The sequence below is a fragment of the Caballeronia calidae genome, from assembly GCF_900044055.2.
GTDB lineage: Bacteria > Pseudomonadota > Gammaproteobacteria > Burkholderiales > Burkholderiaceae > Caballeronia > Caballeronia calidae.
Genome location: NZ_FCOX02000004.1, coordinates 157761 through 174836 on the forward strand (window position 1 = coordinate 157761; position 17076 = coordinate 174836).

Sequence of the window (17076 nt, forward strand, 5' to 3'; positions counted from 1 at the left end):
TATCGCAGCGCAATGCCCGAATGTGCCCGCCGCGGCCGGTCCTTTCTTGACGCTCACGCGCGCCGGGCCTAGACTTTCACGCAGTTTTGGTGCTCGCGCGCGGATTCTCTCGTGCGCAGTTAAACGGGAAGCAGGGCGCGTTCCATTCGACCGGTCGAACGAGCGTCAACCTGCGCTGCCCCCGCAACGGTAAGCGATTCCCGCATCGGCAATGTTTTCATCGCCCGTGCGGGAAGCCGCCTTCGAGGCCACTGCGCTCATGCGGCGCGGGAAGGCGAAGCGGCGTCGTCGTCAGCCCGGATACCGGCCAGACATGAGAGGGTGCGTTGCCGCGGGGATGCGGTGCGTCCCGTGATCCATCGAATCGTGCGCTTCTCCTTTCGTCTCATCCGCGAAGCCGCTCGCATCCCGCGAGATGAAGCGCACGCACCATAAGCCCCGGAGCTACGATGCAAACCCGCAAGATCCCCGTCACGGTCGTGACCGGCTTTCTCGGCAGCGGCAAGACCACATTGATGCGGCATATCCTGTCCAATGCGCAAGGCAAGCGCATCGCGGTGATCGTCAACGAGTTCGGCGAGCTCGGCATCGACGGGGAAATTTTGAAGGGCTGCGGCATCGGCTGCGACGACGAAACCGGCTCGAAGGACCGCAATCTCTATGAACTCGCGAACGGCTGTCTGTGCTGCACGGTGCAGGAAGAGTTCTATCCGGTGATGGAGCAGCTCGTCGAGCGGCGCGACAGCATCGATCACGTATTGATCGAAACCTCGGGTCTCGCGCTGCCCAAGCCGCTCGTGCAGGCATTCAACTGGCCGTCGATCAAGAACGCCTTTACCGTCGACGCGGTCGTGACCGTCGTCGATGGCCCCGCTGCCGCGAGCGGCCAGTTCGCGGCGAATCCCGTCGCCGTCGATGCGCAACGCAAGGCCGATCCGAACCTCGATCACGAATCGCCGCTGCACGAGTTGTTCGAGGATCAGCTTGCGTCGGCGGATCTCGTCATCGTCAACAAGACCGATCTCATGGACGATGCCGCGCTGCGAAAGGTCGAAGCGCTCGTGCGCCCCGAGATTCCGCCCGAAGTGAAAGTCGTGCCCGCGCAGATGGGCAGGCTCGATGTGCATACGCTGCTCGGGCTCGAAGCGGCATCGGAAGAGAGCATTCATCTGCGGCACGATCATCACGGCTCGCCCGATGACGAAGGCCACGCCGATCATCATCACGACGAGTTCGATTCGGTCGTCGTGCAAGGCACGGTCGAATCGCGCGAGCAGGCGCTGGCGGCATTGCATGCGCTCGTCGAGCGTCACACGATCTATCGCGTGAAGGGCTTCGCCGCGTTGCCGGGCGCCGCGATGCGCCTCGTTGTGCAGGGCGTCGGACGGCGCTTCGACAGCTATTTCGATCGCCGCTGGCAAGCCGATGAAGCGAACACGCCGAGCCGCTTCGTGCTGATCGGCGAAGACCTCGAACGCGATACGCTGCAACGCGCCTTCGACGCGGCGCTTGCGAGCGCACCCGTGCAGGCGTAACAGCGATGCATCTGCTCCGCACGACACCGGGCGGCTTCGTCGACGACGCGCAGGGCGTCATGCGCATCGATCAGACGAGCGCGCCGATCGTCGTGCTCAGTTCCGCCGATACGACGCTCGCGTTGCTCGCGAGCGTGTTTCCGCGCCTGGAAGCCGGCTTTCCCGAAGTGCGGCTCGCGAATCAGGCATTCCTGCGCCAGCCTGCATCGGTCGATTTCTATGTCGACGATGTCCTGCGTCACGCGAAGGTCGTGATCGTCGATCATCTCGGCGGCGAATCGTACTGGCCGTACGGTATCGAGCGCCTCGTCGCGCTCGCGAAGAAAGAGAAGCAGATGCTCGCGATGTTCTCGGGCGATCTGACCGAAGACCCGAATCTCATCGGCAAGAGTACGGCCGATGCGCAGTTCTGCCGCGAGTTGTCGCGCTATCTGCGCGAAGGCGGCGCGCGCAATGCGGAAGAGTTTCTGCGCTCGATCGCGCATCGCGCATTCGGCTTCGGACGCGAGCCGCAAGCGCCGAGCCCGCTGCCGGCCGTCGCGATCTATCATCCCGAGCGCGATATCGCGGCGATCGAAGACTGGCAGGCGCGCTGGACCGCAGGCGCGCCCGTCGTCGGCGTGCTGTTCTATCGCGCGCACTTGCAATCGGGCAATACCGCCGTGTTCGATGCGCTCATCGAAGCGCTCGAAAAAGAAGGCATGAATCCGCTGCCGATCGCGATTTCGTCGCTGAAGGAAAGCGTGAGCCGCGAAGTGGTCGAGCGCTTGTGCGCCGAGCATCGCGCGTCGCTCGTGTTGAACACGACGGCCTTTGCCGCGAGCGTGATCGGCGAGGACGAAGCCTTCGAAGTCGCGGGCGATGCGCCCGTGCTGCAAGTCATTCTGAGCGGCGGCAATCGCGACGACTGGCAAAAGGACAATCACGGCCTCAACTCACGCGATGTCGCAATGCACGTCGCGCTGCCCGAAGTCGATGGCCGCATCATCACGCGCGCGGTGAGCTTCAAGGGCCTTGCGTATCACTGCAAGCATACGCAGGTGGATGTCGTTCGCTATCAGGCCGATGCGGAGCGCGTGCGCTTCGTGGCCGAGCTGAGCCGGCGCTGGTGCAAGCTGCGTCATACGCCGAACGCGCAGAAGCGCATCGCGCTCGTGCTCGCGAACTATCCGGCGAGCGAAGGGCGCATCGGCAATGGCGTGGGGCTGGATACGCCCGCATCGGCCATCGGCATTCTGTCGATGCTCGCGCGTGAAGGCTATCGCGTCGGCCGCATTCCCGCGAGCGGCGATGCGCTCATCGCCGCGCTGACCGAAGGCGTGACCAACGATCCTGTCGTGCGCGATCTGCGTCCCGCGTTGCAGAGCCTTTCTCTCGACGAATACGTCGATGCCTATCGCCTGCTTCCCGCCGATGCGCGCGCCGCGCTAGAAAAGACCTGGGGCGCGCCCGAAGACGACCCGACGATAAGACGCGGCCGCTTCATGATCGCGGGTTATCGCTGCGGCGAAATCTTCATCGGTATTCAGCCTTCACGCTCGCGCGAGCGCAACGATTACGCGAGCTATCACGACGCCGATCTCGTGCCGCCGCATTCGTATCTGGCGTTCTATTTCTGGCTGCGCCTGCGTTTTCAGGCGGATGCGCTCGTGCATGTGGGCAAGCACGGCAATCTCGAATGGCTGCCGGGCAAGAGCGTGGCGTTGTCGTCGTCGTGCTGGCCCGATGCGATTCTCGGGCCGATGCCGCATCTCTATCCGTTCATCGTGAACGATCCGGGCGAAGGCAGTCAGGCGAAGCGCCGCGCGCAGGCGGTCATCATCGATCATCTGATGCCGCCGCTCACGCGCGCCGAAAACTACGGGCCTTTGCAGGATCTCGAGCGTCAGGTCGACGAATACTACGAAGCGCTGATGGTCGATGCGCGCCGTGCGAAGCTCTTGCGCAAGTCGATTCTCGCGAACATCGTCGAGAACAGGCTGCATGAAGAACTCGGGCTGGACGCGCCGCGCGATATCGCCGGCGAAGATGCGCTGCTCACGCGCGCCGATGCCTATCTCTGCGAGCTGAAGGAAGCGCAGATTCGCGACGGCCTGCATGTGTTCGGCGTGTCGCCGCAAGGCGTGCAGCGGCGCGACACGCTGCTCGCGCTCGGCCGCTTTCCGATCGGCGACGGGCAAGGCGCGAACGCGAGCCTCATCACGGCGATCGCGCGCGATCTGCAACTCCCCGATGCCTTCGATCCGCTCGATGCCGACTGGTCCGCGCCGTGGGACGGGCCGCGCCCGCACGCGCTCGCCGAAGTCAGCGACGCGCCGTGGCGCCATCACGGCGATACGCGCGAGCGTCTCGAATCGTTAGCGATGCAACTATTGTCGGACGATGATGCCCACGCGCCCGGTCCGCATGCCGCGCTCGTGCTCGAACGACTGCGCGGCGACGTGCTCGCGCGGCTCGACGCATGCGGGCCGCAAGAGCTGATGCAACTGAAGCGCGGCCTCGAAGGACGTTTCGTGCCGCCGGGGCCGAGCGGCTCGCCTTCGCGCGGCAGGCCGGATGTGTTGCCCACGGGACGCAACTTCTATTCCGTCGATACACGCGCGCTGCCGACGCAAGCTGCATGGTCGCTCGGCGTGAAATCCGCGAATGCATTGGTCGAGCGCCACGTGCAGGATCACGGCGATTTCCCGCGTGCGATCGGCTTGTCGGTGTGGGGCACGGCGACGATGCGCACCGGCGGCGACGATATCGCGCAGGCGTTCGCGCTGATCGGCGTGCGGCCGAAGTGGGCGGCGGGCAGCCATCGCGTGACCGACTTCGAGATACTGCCGATCTCCATCTTCAACCGGCCGCGCATCGATGTGACGCTGCGCGTGTCGGGCTTCTTCCGCGATGCGTTCGCGAATCTGATGCATCTCTTCGATGCGGCCGTGCAGGCCGTCGCCGAACTCGACGACGAGCCCGCCGACGTGAACCCGATCCGCGCACGCATTCTGCGCGAGCGCGACGAGCTGATCGCGCGCGGCGTCGATGCGAAGGATGCGCGGCGGCGCGCGGGCTGGCGTGTGTTCAGCACGAAGCCGGGCGCATACGGCGCGGGGCTGCAGGAGTTGATCGATGCAAGGCAGTGGCAGACCGACGCCGATCTCTCCGCCGCCTATCAAAGCACCGGTGGTTACGCGTACTCGCAAGGCGGCGATGGCGTGGAGGCGCGCGCGAGCTTCGGCACGCGGCTTTCGAACCTCGATGTCGTGCTGCAAAACCAGGATAACCGCGAACACGATCTGCTCGATTCGAACGACTATCATCAGTTTCAGGGCGGCATGGTTGCAGCCGTGCGTTACCTGTCGGGCGTGCAGCCGCAGACGTACAACGCGGATCACAGCAATCCCGCCGCGCCGCGCGTGCGCACGCTGAATGAAGAGATCGCGCGCGTGGTGCGCTCGCGCGTCGTCAATCCGAAGTGGATCGATGGCGTGAAGCGTCATGGCTACAAGGGCGCGTCCGAGCTTGCCGCGACGGTCGACTATCTCTTCGGCTATGACGCGACGGCGCGCGTCGTGTCGGATCATCAGTACGCGCTCGTCACCGATGCCTATGTGAACGACGTGGACACGCGCGCGTTCATCACGGCGCACAATCCGCACGCGCTGCAATCGATCTGCGAGCGCCTGCTCGAAGCGATGGAGCGCGGCTTGTGGCAGGAACCCGCTGGCTATCGCGAGCAGGTCGAACGGCATCTGCTCGATGTCGAACAGCGAATCGAAGGCCGACAGTCTTGAACGAAACCATTTCATCTCCGGTATTTCCTTTCTCAGCGCTCGTCGCGCAAGCGCCCTTGCAGCAGGCACTTTTGCTGGCGGCGGTCGATCCGTCGATCGGCGGCGTGCTCGTCAGCGGGCCGCGCGGCACGGCGAAATCCACGGCGGCGCGCGCGCTCGCGGAGCTGATGCCCGAAGGAAAGTTCGTCACCTTGCCGCTCGGCGCGAGCGAGGAGCAACTGATCGGCACGCTCGATATTCAAAGCGCATTGCGCGATGGCGGCGTGAAGTTCTCGCCGGGGCTGCTTGCGAAAGCGCACCTGGGCGTGCTGTATGTCGATGAAGTCAATCTGCTGCCGAATCCGCTCGTCGATCAGTTGCTCGATGTCGCCGCGAGCGGCGTGAACATCGTCGAGCGCGATGGCATTTCGCATCGGCATGACGCGCGTTTCGTGCTGATCGGCACGATGAATCCCGAAGAGGGCGAACTGCGTCCGCAATTGCTCGATCGCTTCGGGCTCGCCGTGGAGATGAGCAATTGCTTCGATGCGAGTGTGCGGCAGCGCATCGTAAAGGCGCGCCTCGCATTCGATGCCGGTCCCGATGCGTTTCGCGCGCGGCATGAAAGCGAGCAGGCGTCATTGAACCAGCGCATTCACGCGGCGCGCGCAGCGCTTTCGACCTTCGATTTCGACGACGCCGTTCATGCGCGCGTGAGCGAGCTTTGCATCGCGGCGCATGTCGACGGCTTGCGTGCCGATATCGTGATGCTGCGCGCGGCGCGGGCGCTGGCCGCATTCGAGAGCGCTTCGAGCGTGGGCGTGACGCATGTCGAGCGCGTTGCGGATGCGGTGTTGAAGCATCGTCGCAGGGAAGCTCACGCGTCATCGCCGGATCATGCGGAGCGTGAATCAGCACCGCGCGAGACGAACGCGGGCGATTCGGATTGGGGCTACCTGCCGCCCGAGCCTGCGGGCACCGTGAAGGTCAAGCAAGTGAGGCCGCTCGCCGCAAAAAAAGCCTGAGCCATCGAAGGCACGACGCGGATGCCTTCGACACAGGGCATCGCCTTCGATGGAACGAAACGCGTTCCAAAGGCCGCTTCGCCGCGCGCGAGGGCGAGGAGAGCACGGCCATCGACTGGATAGCGACGTTGCGTGCGAAGCGTTCCGCGCGTCTCGATGCACATCATCTTCGCTATCGGCGCACGCAGGCCGAGGGCGCAATGCTGCATTGCTTCGTGCTCGACTGCTCGGGTTCGATGCTCGCGGGCGAGCGGCTCGCGCGCGCGAAAGGCATGCTCGTCGCGTTGTTCGATCGGGCTTATCGCGAGCGTGCGGAGATCGCGCTCGTGTGCTTCGGCGGCGGGCGGGCGGAGGTGCGTCGTCAGCCTGGCGCGGCGCATTGGTTCAATGAGCGCTGGATCGCGCCGATCGGCGGTGGTGGCGGCACGCCGCTCGCGCTCGGTTTGTCGAGTGCGGAAACCGTGCTTGCGCGCGCGGCGCGGCGCAGGCCGTCGCAACAGCGCTGGCTGTGGCTGCTGACCGACGGGCGCACGAATGAACGGCCCGCTGCGCCGTCGTCGGCGGATGAGATCGTCGTTGTGGATTTCGAAGAGGGGATGGTGCGAGCCGGGCGCGGCGAATCGCTAGCGCGCGACTGGGACGCGCAATACGTCACCGCCGACGCGCTGTCCTACTCATACCAGCGCGGCGTATAAACCCAATCCCCGACAACGCGCGTCGTCGATGATCCGACGATCACCATCGTTCGCATATCGACGAGTTCGCTTTTCAACTCGCCGAGCGTCACCACGCGCAAGGTCTCGGCAGGCCGCCCGATATCGCGCCCGAGCACAACGGGCGTCTTCGAATCCCGAAATCGCTTCACGATCTCCATCGCGCGATCGAACTGCCATGGCCGCGCCTTCGACAGCGGGTTATAGAACGCCATCACGAGATCCGCTTCGCCCGCATGCGCGATGCGCTTCTCGATCACGCTCCACGGCTTGAGGTTATCCGACAGCGACAACACGCAAAAGTCATGGCCCAGCGGCGCGCCCGCACGCGCGGCCGTCGCGAGCGATGCCGACACGCCGGGCACGATCGCGAGCTTCACGGTGCTCCATTCGGGATGCGCCGCGCGTCCTTCGTCGAGCGCTTCGAGCACGGCTGCCGCCATCGCGAAGACGCCGGGATCGCCCGACGACACCACGACCACGCGCCGTCCCTCGCTCGCGAGTTCGAACGCATGACGCGCGCGCTGCAGCTCTTCGCGGTTGTCCGTCATGTGCACGCGTTGTTCGTCGCGAAACGGCCCGGCCATGCGCACATAGGTTTCGTAGCCGAGCACGTCCTGCGCAGCGCCGAGCGCGGCGCGCGCGGCGGGCGTCATCAGTTCCGCGCTGCCGGGGCCGAGTCCGATCACGGTCAGCGTGCCGCGTGCGCGGCCTGTCGATTGCACGTCGACGGGCGCATCGCCGACGTGCAGCGCGATACCTTGCACATCGCTGGCATCGAAGGGCGCGGCATCGCAGAAGCGCAGCGGCACATTCAACGCGCGCGCGGCATCGTCGAGCGAGGGCGAAGCCATGTCACGCACAGGCGCGGTCAACGCTGCAAGCGCAAGCGGCGACAAACCGCGTTCGCGCATCGCGAGACGCACGCGTTCGGCGATGTTTTCGCCGGAAGATGCATTGCCGATCCACGCCAGCACGCAACGGGGATGAATCACGAGACTGTCTGCATCGTTCGCGACGAGCGGCGTGATGCGCACGGCAAGACGCGCATCGTCGGCGCGGGGCAGGGCGGCATCGTCGAGCCAGGGCGCGCGGCCTTCGATGCGCGTCGTCGCGCCCGCCAGCAGGTCCGACACGAAGCGCTTGCCCTGTTCGATATCCGCGAGCGCATAACCTTCCGGCGGCGCGAGCAGACATTGACCGAAGCGCAATTCGCCGCTCGTCGTGATCGCGGGCGCGACGTCGAGCGCAATGCCGATCTCGCGCGCCAGCACGTTCACGCCACTCATTCCGCCGATGAGCGGCACGACCGCGCTGCCGTCCTGCGCGACCGCGAGCACGGGCGGCTCGGCCTCCTTGTCGATGAGACAAGCCGCGAGCGCGCGAATCACGATGCCCGCCGAACACAGCGCGACGATCGGCACGTCCGCTCGATACAACTCGCGCACGTGCGCGCCGAAGTCGTCGTAAGCGATATCCGCGCTCACGCGATTCGCGAGTCCATGCACGCGCGCTTCAGGAAAGCGCGCCTGAATGTGCCGCGCGGTATCGATCGCGGCGGGGCCGAGCACGACGATCGCCATCGATGCAGAAGCATTCACGCCCGCCATTTTTTCCCCGGCACGACGAGCAGCGAAAAATACGGCGACGCCATCGGATCGACTTCATCGAGCGGCACGATGCGCTGATTGGCCATCGTCGCGCGCTCGACATACAGCGCGCGTTCATCGAGGCCGAGCTCCGCGAGCACGCGCCGCACTTTGTCGAAATTGCGGCCGAGCTTCATGACGACGGCCGCATCCGCCGCTTCGAGGCGGCGCTTCAGTTCGTCTTTCGGCAGCACGCCCGACAGCACCGACAAGCTCTGATTGCGATACACGAGCGGCACGCCCAGCACCGCGACGCCGCCGAGCATCGAGCAGACGCCAGGCACGACATGCGCGTCGAAGCGCCCGGCGAGACGATCGTGCAGATACATGTACGAGCCGTAGAAGAACGGATCGCCTTCGCAGATCACCGCGACATCGCGGCCCGCTTCGAGATGACCGGAGATCGTGAGCGCGGCTTCGTCGTAGAACGCGCTGATGATCGTTTCGTAGCAGAGCGGCGGTTCGAGCGCTTCCGTCGTCACTGGATAAACGAGCGGCAGGCGCGTCTGTGCATCGTCGAGATGCGATTCGATGATGCCGAACGCATTGCCCTTCTTGCCCTTCGCGACGAAATACGCGACGACCGGCGCGGCCTTCAGAAGCCGCAGCGCCTTCACCGTGATCAGTTCGGGATCGCCGGGACCGACGCCCAGACCATAGAGACGTCCGCTCATCATTCGGCCTCCGAGGCAAGTGCGTTCACCGCTGCCGCCGCCATCGCGCTGCCGCCGCGCCGGCCGAGCAGCGCGACGAAGGGCACGCCGCGGCTGTCGGCGGCGAGCATCGCCTTCGATTCCGCCGCGCCGATGAAGCCGACCGGAAAGCCCAGTATGAGCGCGGGCTTCGGCGCGCCCGCATCGAGCATGTCGAGCAGATGGAAGAGCGCGGTCGGCGCATTGCCGATCGCGACGATCGCGCCTTCGAGATGCGGCCGCCAGAGTTCGAGCGCGGCGGCCGAGCGCGTGTTGTTCATCGCGCGGGCGCGCTCGGCGATCGACGGATCGCTCAATGTGCAGATCACGCGGTTATCGGCGGGCAGGCGCGCGCGCGTGATGCCTTCGGCGACCATGCGCGCGTCGCACAGAATCGGCGCGCCGGCGGCGAGCGCGCGGCGGCCCGCGCTGCCCGCGCCGGCAGAAAAGCGCAGATCGCTCGCGATATCGACCATGCCGCATGCATGGATCAGGCGCACCGCGAGTTTTTCGAGGTCGGCGGGAACGGCGGCGAGGTCGGCTTCGGCGCGGATCGTCGCAAAGGACTGGCGATAGATCTCCGCGCCGTCGCGGATGTAGTCAGGCATCGGCATGGCTCCGGGCGACCCGTTCGGCCGCCTCTTCGATGGTCAGGTTGCGCGCGACGGCGTGAGCGTCGCGATGCAGGTCGTATCGGCCGGGCGCGACTGCGTATAACGTCACCGGCACGGGATGCGCCGCCGCGCACGAACGCTCGCAGCCGCTCAGATGCACTTGCCCTGCGTCATGCGCGGGCAGAAGCGGGGCGAGGCGATGCGCGTCGGCTTTGGTATCGGCATGGCTCTTGATGCAGCCCTCGGAACCCGCGCACGCGATGAGGCGCGCGAGCGGATCGCGCGGATCGGTGGCGAGGTCGAGTGCGCGCAGATCTTTCAGAACGTCGTGCGCGTTGTGAGGCGCGACGCCGGGTATCAGCACGCTTTGCCACGGCGTCATCATGAGGCGGCCTTCGGCGTGCGTATCGGCGAGATCGGCGAGGGCTTCGAGCGTGCGCGCATCGAGGCGGCCGAGCGGCGTTTGCGCGCCTGCATACCACGTCGCGCGATGCGGTTCCTTATGCGCGCCGAGACGCAGCGATGCATCGGCGGGCGCGCGTTGCCACGCGTTCACGTCCGCATCGACATGGAAGGCTTCGAGAAAGCGCTCGATGCCGGTACGCGCAAGCAGATCGCGCATGCGATGCTCTTCCGGCGTCGCCAGCGCGAGAAAACGGCGCAGCACGGTCAGGGCGAACGTCATCACGTCGCCGCGTGCGATGGCACCGATAGCGCGCTGCCGCATCGTTCCCGCGAAGCCGAAGGCGAAGCGCGCGCCGTCGTCGCATGACGACAGCCACAGATCGTGCGGATGATCGAGCATCGCGAGCCGCTCGCCGCCGTCGAGCTGCAGCGCGAACTTCGGCGACAGCGCGTGCAGCGACGTATCGGCCTGCAGCGCGTCGATGATATCCGCGGCGAGGGCGCGAGTCTCGTCGCTCGCGAGCGGGCTCAGCATCACGTTGCGGAGATCGTCGCCGCCCGGCGTCGCCGGACCGAGGCCCGCGCCGGACGCGATATTCACCAACTCTGCGTGCGCATCGTCGCGGATGCCGCGCAGTTGCAGATTCGCGCGATTGGTCACTTCGATCACGCCCGAGCCGCACATGAGCGCCGCCCGCGCGACGGCCCGCGCCGCGTGCGCGCTCAGTGCGCCGCCCGCGAGACGCAGGCGCGCGAGGCCGCCGTCGCGCGCGGGCACGATGCGCATGAGGCCCGGACACGCGGACGCGCGCGGGGCGTTCGTGATCGATGGACGGTCGAATGAAGTCAAAGCGTGACCCGTAGGGCTTCGCGCATGATGAGCGAACCGGTACACCCCGCCCGGTCGGCGTCGCGCGAATGCGGTGAGTCGGCAGGTCTCTTGGCTGGCAGGTCTTCGTTCGCGCCGGCCTTCCCGGTAAAAACCAGTGGCAGTGGAGCGCGGACTCGCTGCGTACAATTGCGGGGGCAGCCACAGTTTTGCTGTGTTCCCTATTAGCCCCCGAGTTCGACAACTCCGGGGCACCGACGGACCTGTATTATGCCCGCTTTTATCGACCATCCAAGCGCTTCGAGCCCGTCCGCGCGCGTTGCCCGGCGGTGTGTAGCGCTTGTCGAACCGCAAAATGGAGGCGGCGCATGTCGACCTGGCTGACCGTGGTGGGGATTGGCGAAGACGGCTGGCACGGCCTTTCCCGCGTGGCGCGCCGAGCGCTGCTCGAAGCGCAGTCGATTCACGGCGGCGAGCGCCACCTCGCGCTGCTGCCGGCGCGCATCGCCGCGCGCCGCGTGCCGTGGCCGAAGCCCTTTTCGCTCGATGCCGTGCTCGCCGATCGCGGCGACGCCAGCACCCGCGTGTGCGTGCTCGCGAGCGGCGATCCGATGTGCTTCGGCGTCGGCGCGACGCTCGCGCGCGAAGTCGCCAACGGCGAGATGCGCGTCATTCCCGCGCCGTCGTCGCTGTCGCTCGCGGCGGCGCGTCTGCGCTGGGCGCTGCAGGACGCGGTGTGCGTGTCGCTCGTCGGGCGGCCCGTCGCGTCGCTGCTCGCGAGCCTGCATCGCGGCGTGCGCCTGCTCGTGCTCTCCGCCGACGGCACGACGCCCGCCGCCGTCGCCACGCTGCTCACCGCGCACGGCTTCGGCGCGAGCCGCATGACCGTGTTCGAGCATCTCGGCGGCGCGAACGAACGCCGCATCGACGAACGCGCCGACGACTGGCGCGAGCCGCTCGTCGCCGCGCTCAATCTCGTCGCGATCGAGTGCCGCACGCACGCGGGCCACGCCGGTCCGCCGCTGACGCCGGGTCTGCCCGACGACGCCTATCGTCACGATGGCCAGCTCACCAAGCGCGATGTGCGCGCGGTGACGCTCGCGCATCTCGCGCCGCAGCCGGGCGAATTGCTGTGGGATGTCGGCGCGGGCTGCGGCTCGATCGGCATCGAATGGATGCGCGCGCATGGCGCCTGCCGCTCGATCGCGATCGAAGCGAACGAAAGCCGGCAGCGTCTCATCGAGCACAACCGCGATGCGCTCGGCGTGCCCGCGCTGCAGCTCGTGCGAGGCGAGGCGCCCGCCGCGCTCGACGGCCTGCCCGCGCCCGATGCCGTGTTCATCGGCGGCGGGCTGACGGCGCCGGGCGTGCTCGATGCGTGCTGGGCGCGTCTGCGTCAGGGCGGACGCCTCGTCGCCAATGCGGTGACGCTGCAAAGCGAAGCGGCGCTCGTCGACTGGCGCGCGCGGCATGGCGGCGAGCTGACGCGCATCGGCATCACACAGGCGGAGCCGCTCGGCAGTTTCGATACGTGGCGGCCCGCGCTGCCGATCACGCTTTTGCACGTGAGCAAGCCGTAACGCACGGGCGTGACGAAACCTATGCGTAACGAAACGCCGGAACAAGCTGCGCCGCTCAGAAGCGGCTATACGACGGGAAGCTGCGCGACCGCGACGAGCCTCGCGGCCGCGCGCCTGTTGCTGCTGGGCGAGACGGACGAACGCGCGGAGATCGTGCTGCCGAAGGGCCGCCGCGTGACGATGATGCTTTCGTTCTGCCGCCGCACGTCCGACGAAAGCGATGCGGCGGAGGCGGGCGTCATCAAGGATGCGGGCGACGATCCCGACGTGACGCACGGCGCGCTCGTGTTCGCGCGCGTGCGGCTGTCCGATGAACCGGGCGTGCGATTTCATGCGGGACCGGGCGTCGGCACCGTGACGCGCGCGGGGCTCGCGCTCGCCGTCGGCGAACCGGCGATCAATCCGGTGCCGCGCAGGATGATGACCGAGCATCTCGAAGCGCTCGCCGCGAGCGCGCATTACCACGGCGGTTTCGACGTGAGCATCGGCGTGGAGAACGGCGAAGCGCTCGCGCAGAAGACGATGAACCCGCGCCTCGGCATCGTCGGCGGCTTGTCGATACTCGGCACGACGGGCATCGTCCGGCCGTTTTCGTGCTCGGCGTATATCGCGTCGATTCATCAGGGCATCGATGTCGCGCGGGCGAACGGTTATCGGCATATCGCCGCGTGCACCGGCAATCAGAGCGAGGACGCGATGCGCGCGCGTTACGGCCTGCCCGACATCGCGCTGATCGAAATGGGCGATTTCGTGGGCGCCGTGCTGAAGCACCTGCGCCGCGCGAGCGTCGACAGGCTGAGCCTGTGCGGCGGCTTCGGCAAGCTGTCCAAGCTGGCGGCGGGGCATATGGATCTGCACAGCCGCAGCTCCAGCATCGACTTGCCGCTGCTCGCCGTCTGGGCCGCCGACGCGGGCGCGAGCGCGGCGCTGCAGGCGTCGATCCGCGCGGCCAACACGAGCCAGGAAGCGCTCAAGCTCGCCCGCGCCGAAGGCATCGCGCTCGGCGATATCGTGTGCCGGCGCGCGCGCGACGTCGCGCTCGACGTGCTGCCAGCGGGCATCGCCGTCGAGACCTTCGCGATCGACAGGCAGGGCAATATCGTCGGGAGCGCGGCATGAAGCGCGTGCTTCTGCTCGGCGGCACAGGCGACGCGCTTGCCATCGCACGGGCGCTTCCCGACGCCCACGTCTACAGTCTCGCGGGCCTCGGGCGCGTGCCGGCGGATCTCGCGTGCGCGGTGCGCGTCGGCGGCTTCGGCGGCATCGACGGGCTCGTGCGTTATCTGTGTGACGAGAAGATCGCGCTCGTCGTCGATGCGACGCATCCGTACGCCGCGCAGATGAGCCGCCACGCGCACGAGGCATGCGCGATCGCGCGCGTGGCGCTGTGGGCGGTGCGCCGTCCCGCATGGCAGCCGCAGCCGGGCGACGACTGGCGCGAGGCGTCGGACTGGCGCGCTATCGTCGAACGGATCGCGGCGTTTCATCGGCCGCTGTTCACGCTCGGGCGCGAGCCGCTCGCGCATCTGCACGAGATTCCCGCATCGCAATACTGGACGATTCGCTGTCTCGACGCGCATCCGGGAAATGCGCGCGCGAAGATCGTCGATGCGCGCGGCCCGTTCGATCTCGACGGCGAACGCGCGCTGTTCGACGCGGCGCGCATCGATGTCGTCATCAGCAAGAACAGCGGCGGGCGCGCGACCGAGGCGAAGCTGGCCGTCGCGCGGGAGCGGGGCCTACCCGTCGTGATGCTCGCGCGGCCCGCGCTGCCCGCAGCCGACCGAATCTTCGACGATGCCGCGAGCGCGCGCGATGCGCTTCTGCAATGGCTCGGCCAAACCCACACCTCGGAAACATGACCGTCTATTTCATCGGCGCCGGACCGGGCGATCCCGAACTCATCACCGTAAAGGGGCAGCGGCTTATTCGCGCGTGTCCCGTGATTCTCTACGCCGGCTCGCTCGTGCCGAAAGAAGTGCTGGAGGGGCATCGCGCGACGACATGCATCGACACGGCCGAGCTCGATCTCGACGCGATCGTCGCGGTCCTGCACGAAGCGCACGCGAACGGTCACGATGTGGCGCGCGTGCATTCGGGCGATCCGTCACTCTACGGTGCGATCGGCGAGCAGATCCGCAGGCTCGATGCGCTCGCGATTCCCTACGAAGTAGTGCCGGGCGTGACGGCGGCGGCAGCATCGGCGGCGGCGTTGAAGCGCGAGCTGACGCTGCCCGGTATCTCGCAGACGGTGATTCTCACGCGCTACGCGACGAAGACGTCGATGCCCGAAGGCGAAAGTCTCGCGGATCTCGCCCGCCATCGCGCGACGCTCGCGATTCATCTCGGCGTGCGGCATATCGAGCGCATCGTCGCCGATCTGATGCCGCACTACGGCGCGGATTGCCCGGTGGCCGTCGTGTTTCGCGCGAGCTGGCCGGACGAGACGCGCGTGGAGGGCACGCTCGCGGACATCGCATCGAAGGTGCGCGCGGCGGGCATGGAGCGCACCGCGATGATTCTCGTCGGCCGCGTGCTGAGCGCGGAAGGCTTCGCGGATTCGACGCTCTACGCGAAGGACTGAGCACGCCATGCGCGACCTCGACGCCGTGTTCGACGCGCTCGCGAAATCCGCATTCCGGCGGCGCTTCGCGCTCGGCGTGCGGGAAGGGAAGTATCTGCGGGAGAAAGGCATCGACACGGTCGTCGCGCAGGCGCATGAGCTGATCGGCAAACGGCTCGCCCCGCAGGCGCCTTTGAACGACGGGAAGCAGACGCCGTTTCGCGGGCATCCGGTGTTCATCGCGCAGCACGCGACGGCGACGTGCTGCCGCTCGTGCCTCGCCAAATGGCATGGCATCGCGGCCGGCAAGATGCTCGACGATGCCGAGCGCCGGCATGTCGTCGATGCGATCGAACGCTGGCTGCGCGCGCAACCGCTGCCGGCCGCGAGCGCCGCCGCGCCGGATAACCCGCAGCGCGAATTGCCGTTCTGACGTGCGCCTCAGCGCGTCCGATCCATCGCCGGATCGGCGGCGAGCTTGCGTATTGCGGTGGCTTCGAGACGTGCGCGCCGTATCGCCACGACCATCAGCGACGCGAAAACCAGCGGCCCCGGACCCACGCCGAATTGCTCGGCGAGCAGATTACCCATCTGCGGATACAGCCAGGCGATGCCCAGAATGGCCAGTTCGCCGCGCAGCCATCCGTCGTGCATCGCGCGGGCCGCGATGAGCGCGAGCGGCACGCCGAGCCAGACGGCATCGTAGTTATAAATGTAGGGGCCGATCATGAAGGTGCCCGCGACGAGCGCCGTCGCGCGGACCTCCAGCGCCTTCGCGTTGCGCCACACCCATGCGACCGCCCCGATCGCGACGAGCGCCTGGCACGCCTGCGCGACGTACGCAGGCCCCGATGCGACGTGCGCCATGCGCAAGGCCGCGAAGAGGCTCGCCGTCTGATCCCACGGAAGCACGCCGCTCGCGATGTAGCCATTGGCTTCGCCGAGCCCGTGCAGGAACACCGGCACGATACCGAGCCCGAACACCGCGACCGACACCGCCGTGAAGAGCGCGGCCGTCACTGCGGCGGCGATGAAGGTCGTCCACATGCCCGCGCAGGCCAGCGCGATCGGAAAGAGGATCGCGAGATGCGGCTTGATCGACAGCAGGCCGATGAACACGCCCGCGAGCACGGGACGCTTGCGCATCGAGAGGAAGGCGGCGAGCACGAGACTCGCGGTGATGCAGGCGTTCTGTCCTTGCGCCGCGTTGAGCCACAGGCCGGGGAACGCGAGGATCCAGATGAGCATGGGCCGCATCGGCAGCGCGCGTCGAATCAGGAAAACGAAGAGCGCCGACGAGAGCCCGACGAACAGCGCATAGGCGAGCGGCGCGGACAGCCACGCGAACGGGCGCACCAGCAACAGAAAATTCGGCGGATAGAACCACGGGCCGGGCAGCACGATGTTCGGCGAAAGATGCTCCGCGACGTCCTTGATCGCGCGCCACGAATAGGCGTCGAGCGGCGTTCCGTCGAGCGTGAGGCGCGACGCGGCCCAGAAGGTCAGAAAGTCCCAGCCGGCCGGATGGCCATATCTGCCCCAGCAATGCCGCGCGTTGAAGACGAATCCGAAGCACTGGAAAGCGAGCAGGGTCGTGGCGCAATAAGCGCCGATGCGCGATCCGTCGCTCCGGCGCCGGACGGATTCGCGTGCGATGGGAGCGGGTCGGGTGGTCATCCGTGGGATATCGGCGGACGGCGGGAGAACTTG

Annotated in this window: 14 protein-coding genes and 2 riboswitches; of the genes, 9 read left to right on the forward strand and 5 right to left on the reverse strand. The window is 67.2% G+C overall.

The window, feature by feature from the left end:
* The first annotated feature begins 70 nt into the window (after positions 1-70).
* Positions 71-326, forward strand: a riboswitch (cobalamin riboswitch).
* 123 nt (positions 327-449) lie between these two features.
* The 4 genes from cobW (at position 450) to AWB78_RS06105 (ending at position 7016) form a co-directional block, all read left to right on the forward strand.
* On the forward strand, positions 450-1535 hold the full coding sequence (cobW, locus tag AWB78_RS06090) for a cobalamin biosynthesis protein CobW (RefSeq protein ID WP_062603216.1): 1086 nt from the start codon (positions 450-452) through the stop codon (positions 1533-1535).
* A 5-nt stretch (positions 1536-1540) separates the two neighbouring features.
* Positions 1541-5317, forward strand: coding sequence for a cobaltochelatase subunit CobN (gene cobN, locus AWB78_RS06095; RefSeq protein ID WP_062603217.1), 3777 nt, complete (start codon positions 1541-1543; stop codon positions 5315-5317).
* A complete protein-coding gene (locus tag AWB78_RS06100; RefSeq protein WP_062603219.1) occupies positions 5314-6321 on the forward strand; it encodes a magnesium chelatase ATPase subunit I in 1008 nt (335 codons plus the stop codon). Before cobN ends, AWB78_RS06100 begins: the two co-directional genes overlap by 4 nt.
* A gap of 119 nt (positions 6322-6440) precedes the next feature.
* Complete coding sequence (locus tag AWB78_RS06105; RefSeq protein WP_062603518.1) at positions 6441-7016, forward strand: vWA domain-containing protein; 576 nt, start codon at positions 6441-6443, stop codon at positions 7014-7016.
* On the opposite strand, the gene cobJ is transcribed toward AWB78_RS06105, so the two are convergent.
* The 4 genes from cobJ to cobG are packed head-to-tail and all read right to left on the reverse strand — an operon-like array spanning position 6992 to position 11244.
* Complete coding sequence (cobJ, locus tag AWB78_RS06110; protein ID WP_062603514.1) at positions 6992-8617, reverse strand: precorrin-3B C(17)-methyltransferase; 1626 nt, start codon at positions 8615-8617, stop codon at positions 6992-6994. The two genes, AWB78_RS06105 and cobJ, sit on opposite strands and share 25 nt — an antisense overlap.
* 14 nt (positions 8618-8631) lie before the next feature.
* Complete coding sequence (locus AWB78_RS06115; RefSeq protein WP_062603221.1) at positions 8632-9360, reverse strand: precorrin-2 C(20)-methyltransferase; 729 nt, start codon at positions 9358-9360, stop codon at positions 8632-8634.
* Positions 9357-9983: a precorrin-8X methylmutase gene (locus tag AWB78_RS06120; RefSeq protein ID WP_062603512.1), complete on the reverse strand. Its 627-nt coding sequence runs from the start codon at positions 9981-9983 to the stop codon at positions 9357-9359. Before AWB78_RS06120 ends, AWB78_RS06115 begins: the two co-directional genes overlap by 4 nt.
* Positions 9976-11244 (reverse strand): precorrin-3B synthase, encoded by a 1269-nt coding sequence (gene cobG / locus AWB78_RS06125; protein ID WP_074173390.1) that lies wholly within the window; start codon positions 11242-11244, stop codon positions 9976-9978. Before cobG ends, AWB78_RS06120 begins: the two co-directional genes overlap by 8 nt.
* Positions 11245-11307: 63 nt before the next feature.
* Positions 11308-11497: riboswitch (cobalamin riboswitch) on the reverse strand.
* 94 nt (positions 11498-11591) lie between these two features.
* Here cobG and AWB78_RS06130 point away from each other — a divergent pair.
* The 5 genes from AWB78_RS06130 to AWB78_RS06150 are packed head-to-tail and all read left to right on the forward strand — an operon-like array spanning position 11592 to position 15799.
* Complete coding sequence (locus AWB78_RS06130) at positions 11592-12803, forward strand: bifunctional cobalt-precorrin-7 (C(5))-methyltransferase/cobalt-precorrin-6B (C(15))-methyltransferase (protein ID WP_062603225.1); 1212 nt, start codon at positions 11592-11594, stop codon at positions 12801-12803.
* A gap of 21 nt (positions 12804-12824) precedes the next feature.
* On the forward strand, positions 12825-13922 hold the full coding sequence (locus tag AWB78_RS06135) for a cobalt-precorrin-5B (C(1))-methyltransferase (protein WP_062603227.1): 1098 nt from the start codon (positions 12825-12827) through the stop codon (positions 13920-13922).
* A complete protein-coding gene (locus AWB78_RS06140; protein WP_062603229.1) occupies positions 13919-14665 on the forward strand; it encodes a cobalt-precorrin-6A reductase in 747 nt (248 codons plus the stop codon). The genes AWB78_RS06135 and AWB78_RS06140 overlap by 4 nt, the downstream gene beginning before the upstream one ends.
* Positions 14662-15387 carry a precorrin-4 C(11)-methyltransferase gene (gene cobM, locus AWB78_RS06145; protein WP_062603231.1) on the forward strand — a complete coding sequence of 242 codons (726 nt, stop codon included), beginning with the start codon at positions 14662-14664 and terminating at the stop codon, positions 15385-15387. Before AWB78_RS06140 ends, cobM begins: the two co-directional genes overlap by 4 nt.
* A 7-nt stretch (positions 15388-15394) precedes the next feature.
* Entirely contained in the window at positions 15395-15799 is a 405-nt protein-coding gene (locus AWB78_RS06150; RefSeq protein WP_062603233.1) for a DUF4186 domain-containing protein, read from the forward strand.
* Positions 15800-15807: 8 nt separating this feature from the next.
* Here the strand turns inward: AWB78_RS06150 and AWB78_RS06155 are convergent, their stop codons facing one another.
* Positions 15808-17043 carry a glycosyltransferase family 87 protein gene (locus AWB78_RS06155; protein ID WP_157697417.1) on the reverse strand — a complete coding sequence of 412 codons (1236 nt, stop codon included), beginning with the start codon at positions 17041-17043 and terminating at the stop codon, positions 15808-15810.
* Positions 17044-17076: the final 33 nt, after the last annotated feature.

Excerpts from the sequence above, each read along its gene's own strand:
- cobW (WP_062603216.1), top strand. The coding sequence starts at position 450 with ATGCAAACCCGCAAGATCCCCGTCACGGTCGTGACCGGCTTTCTCGGC.
- cobN (WP_062603217.1), top strand. The coding sequence starts at position 1,541 with ATGCATCTGCTCCGCACGACACCGGGCGGCTTCGTCGACGACGCGCAG.
- cobJ (WP_062603514.1), bottom strand. The coding sequence starts at position 8,617 with ATGGCGATCGTCGTGCTCGGCCCCGCCGCGATCGATACCGCGCGGCAC.
- AWB78_RS06115 (WP_062603221.1), bottom strand. The coding sequence starts at position 9,360 with ATGATGAGCGGACGTCTCTATGGTCTGGGCGTCGGTCCCGGCGATCCC.
- AWB78_RS06120 (WP_062603512.1), bottom strand. The coding sequence starts at position 9,983 with ATGCCTGACTACATCCGCGACGGCGCGGAGATCTATCGCCAGTCCTTT.
- AWB78_RS06130 (WP_062603225.1), top strand. The coding sequence starts at position 11,592 with ATGTCGACCTGGCTGACCGTGGTGGGGATTGGCGAAGACGGCTGGCAC.
- AWB78_RS06135 (WP_062603227.1), top strand. The coding sequence starts at position 12,825 with ATGCGTAACGAAACGCCGGAACAAGCTGCGCCGCTCAGAAGCGGCTAT.
- AWB78_RS06140 (WP_062603229.1), top strand. The coding sequence starts at position 13,919 with ATGAAGCGCGTGCTTCTGCTCGGCGGCACAGGCGACGCGCTTGCCATC.
- cobM (WP_062603231.1), top strand. The coding sequence starts at position 14,662 with ATGACCGTCTATTTCATCGGCGCCGGACCGGGCGATCCCGAACTCATC.
- AWB78_RS06150 (WP_062603233.1), top strand. The coding sequence starts at position 15,395 with ATGCGCGACCTCGACGCCGTGTTCGACGCGCTCGCGAAATCCGCATTC.
- AWB78_RS06155 (WP_157697417.1), bottom strand. The coding sequence starts at position 17,043 with ATGACCACCCGACCCGCTCCCATCGCACGCGAATCCGTCCGGCGCCGG.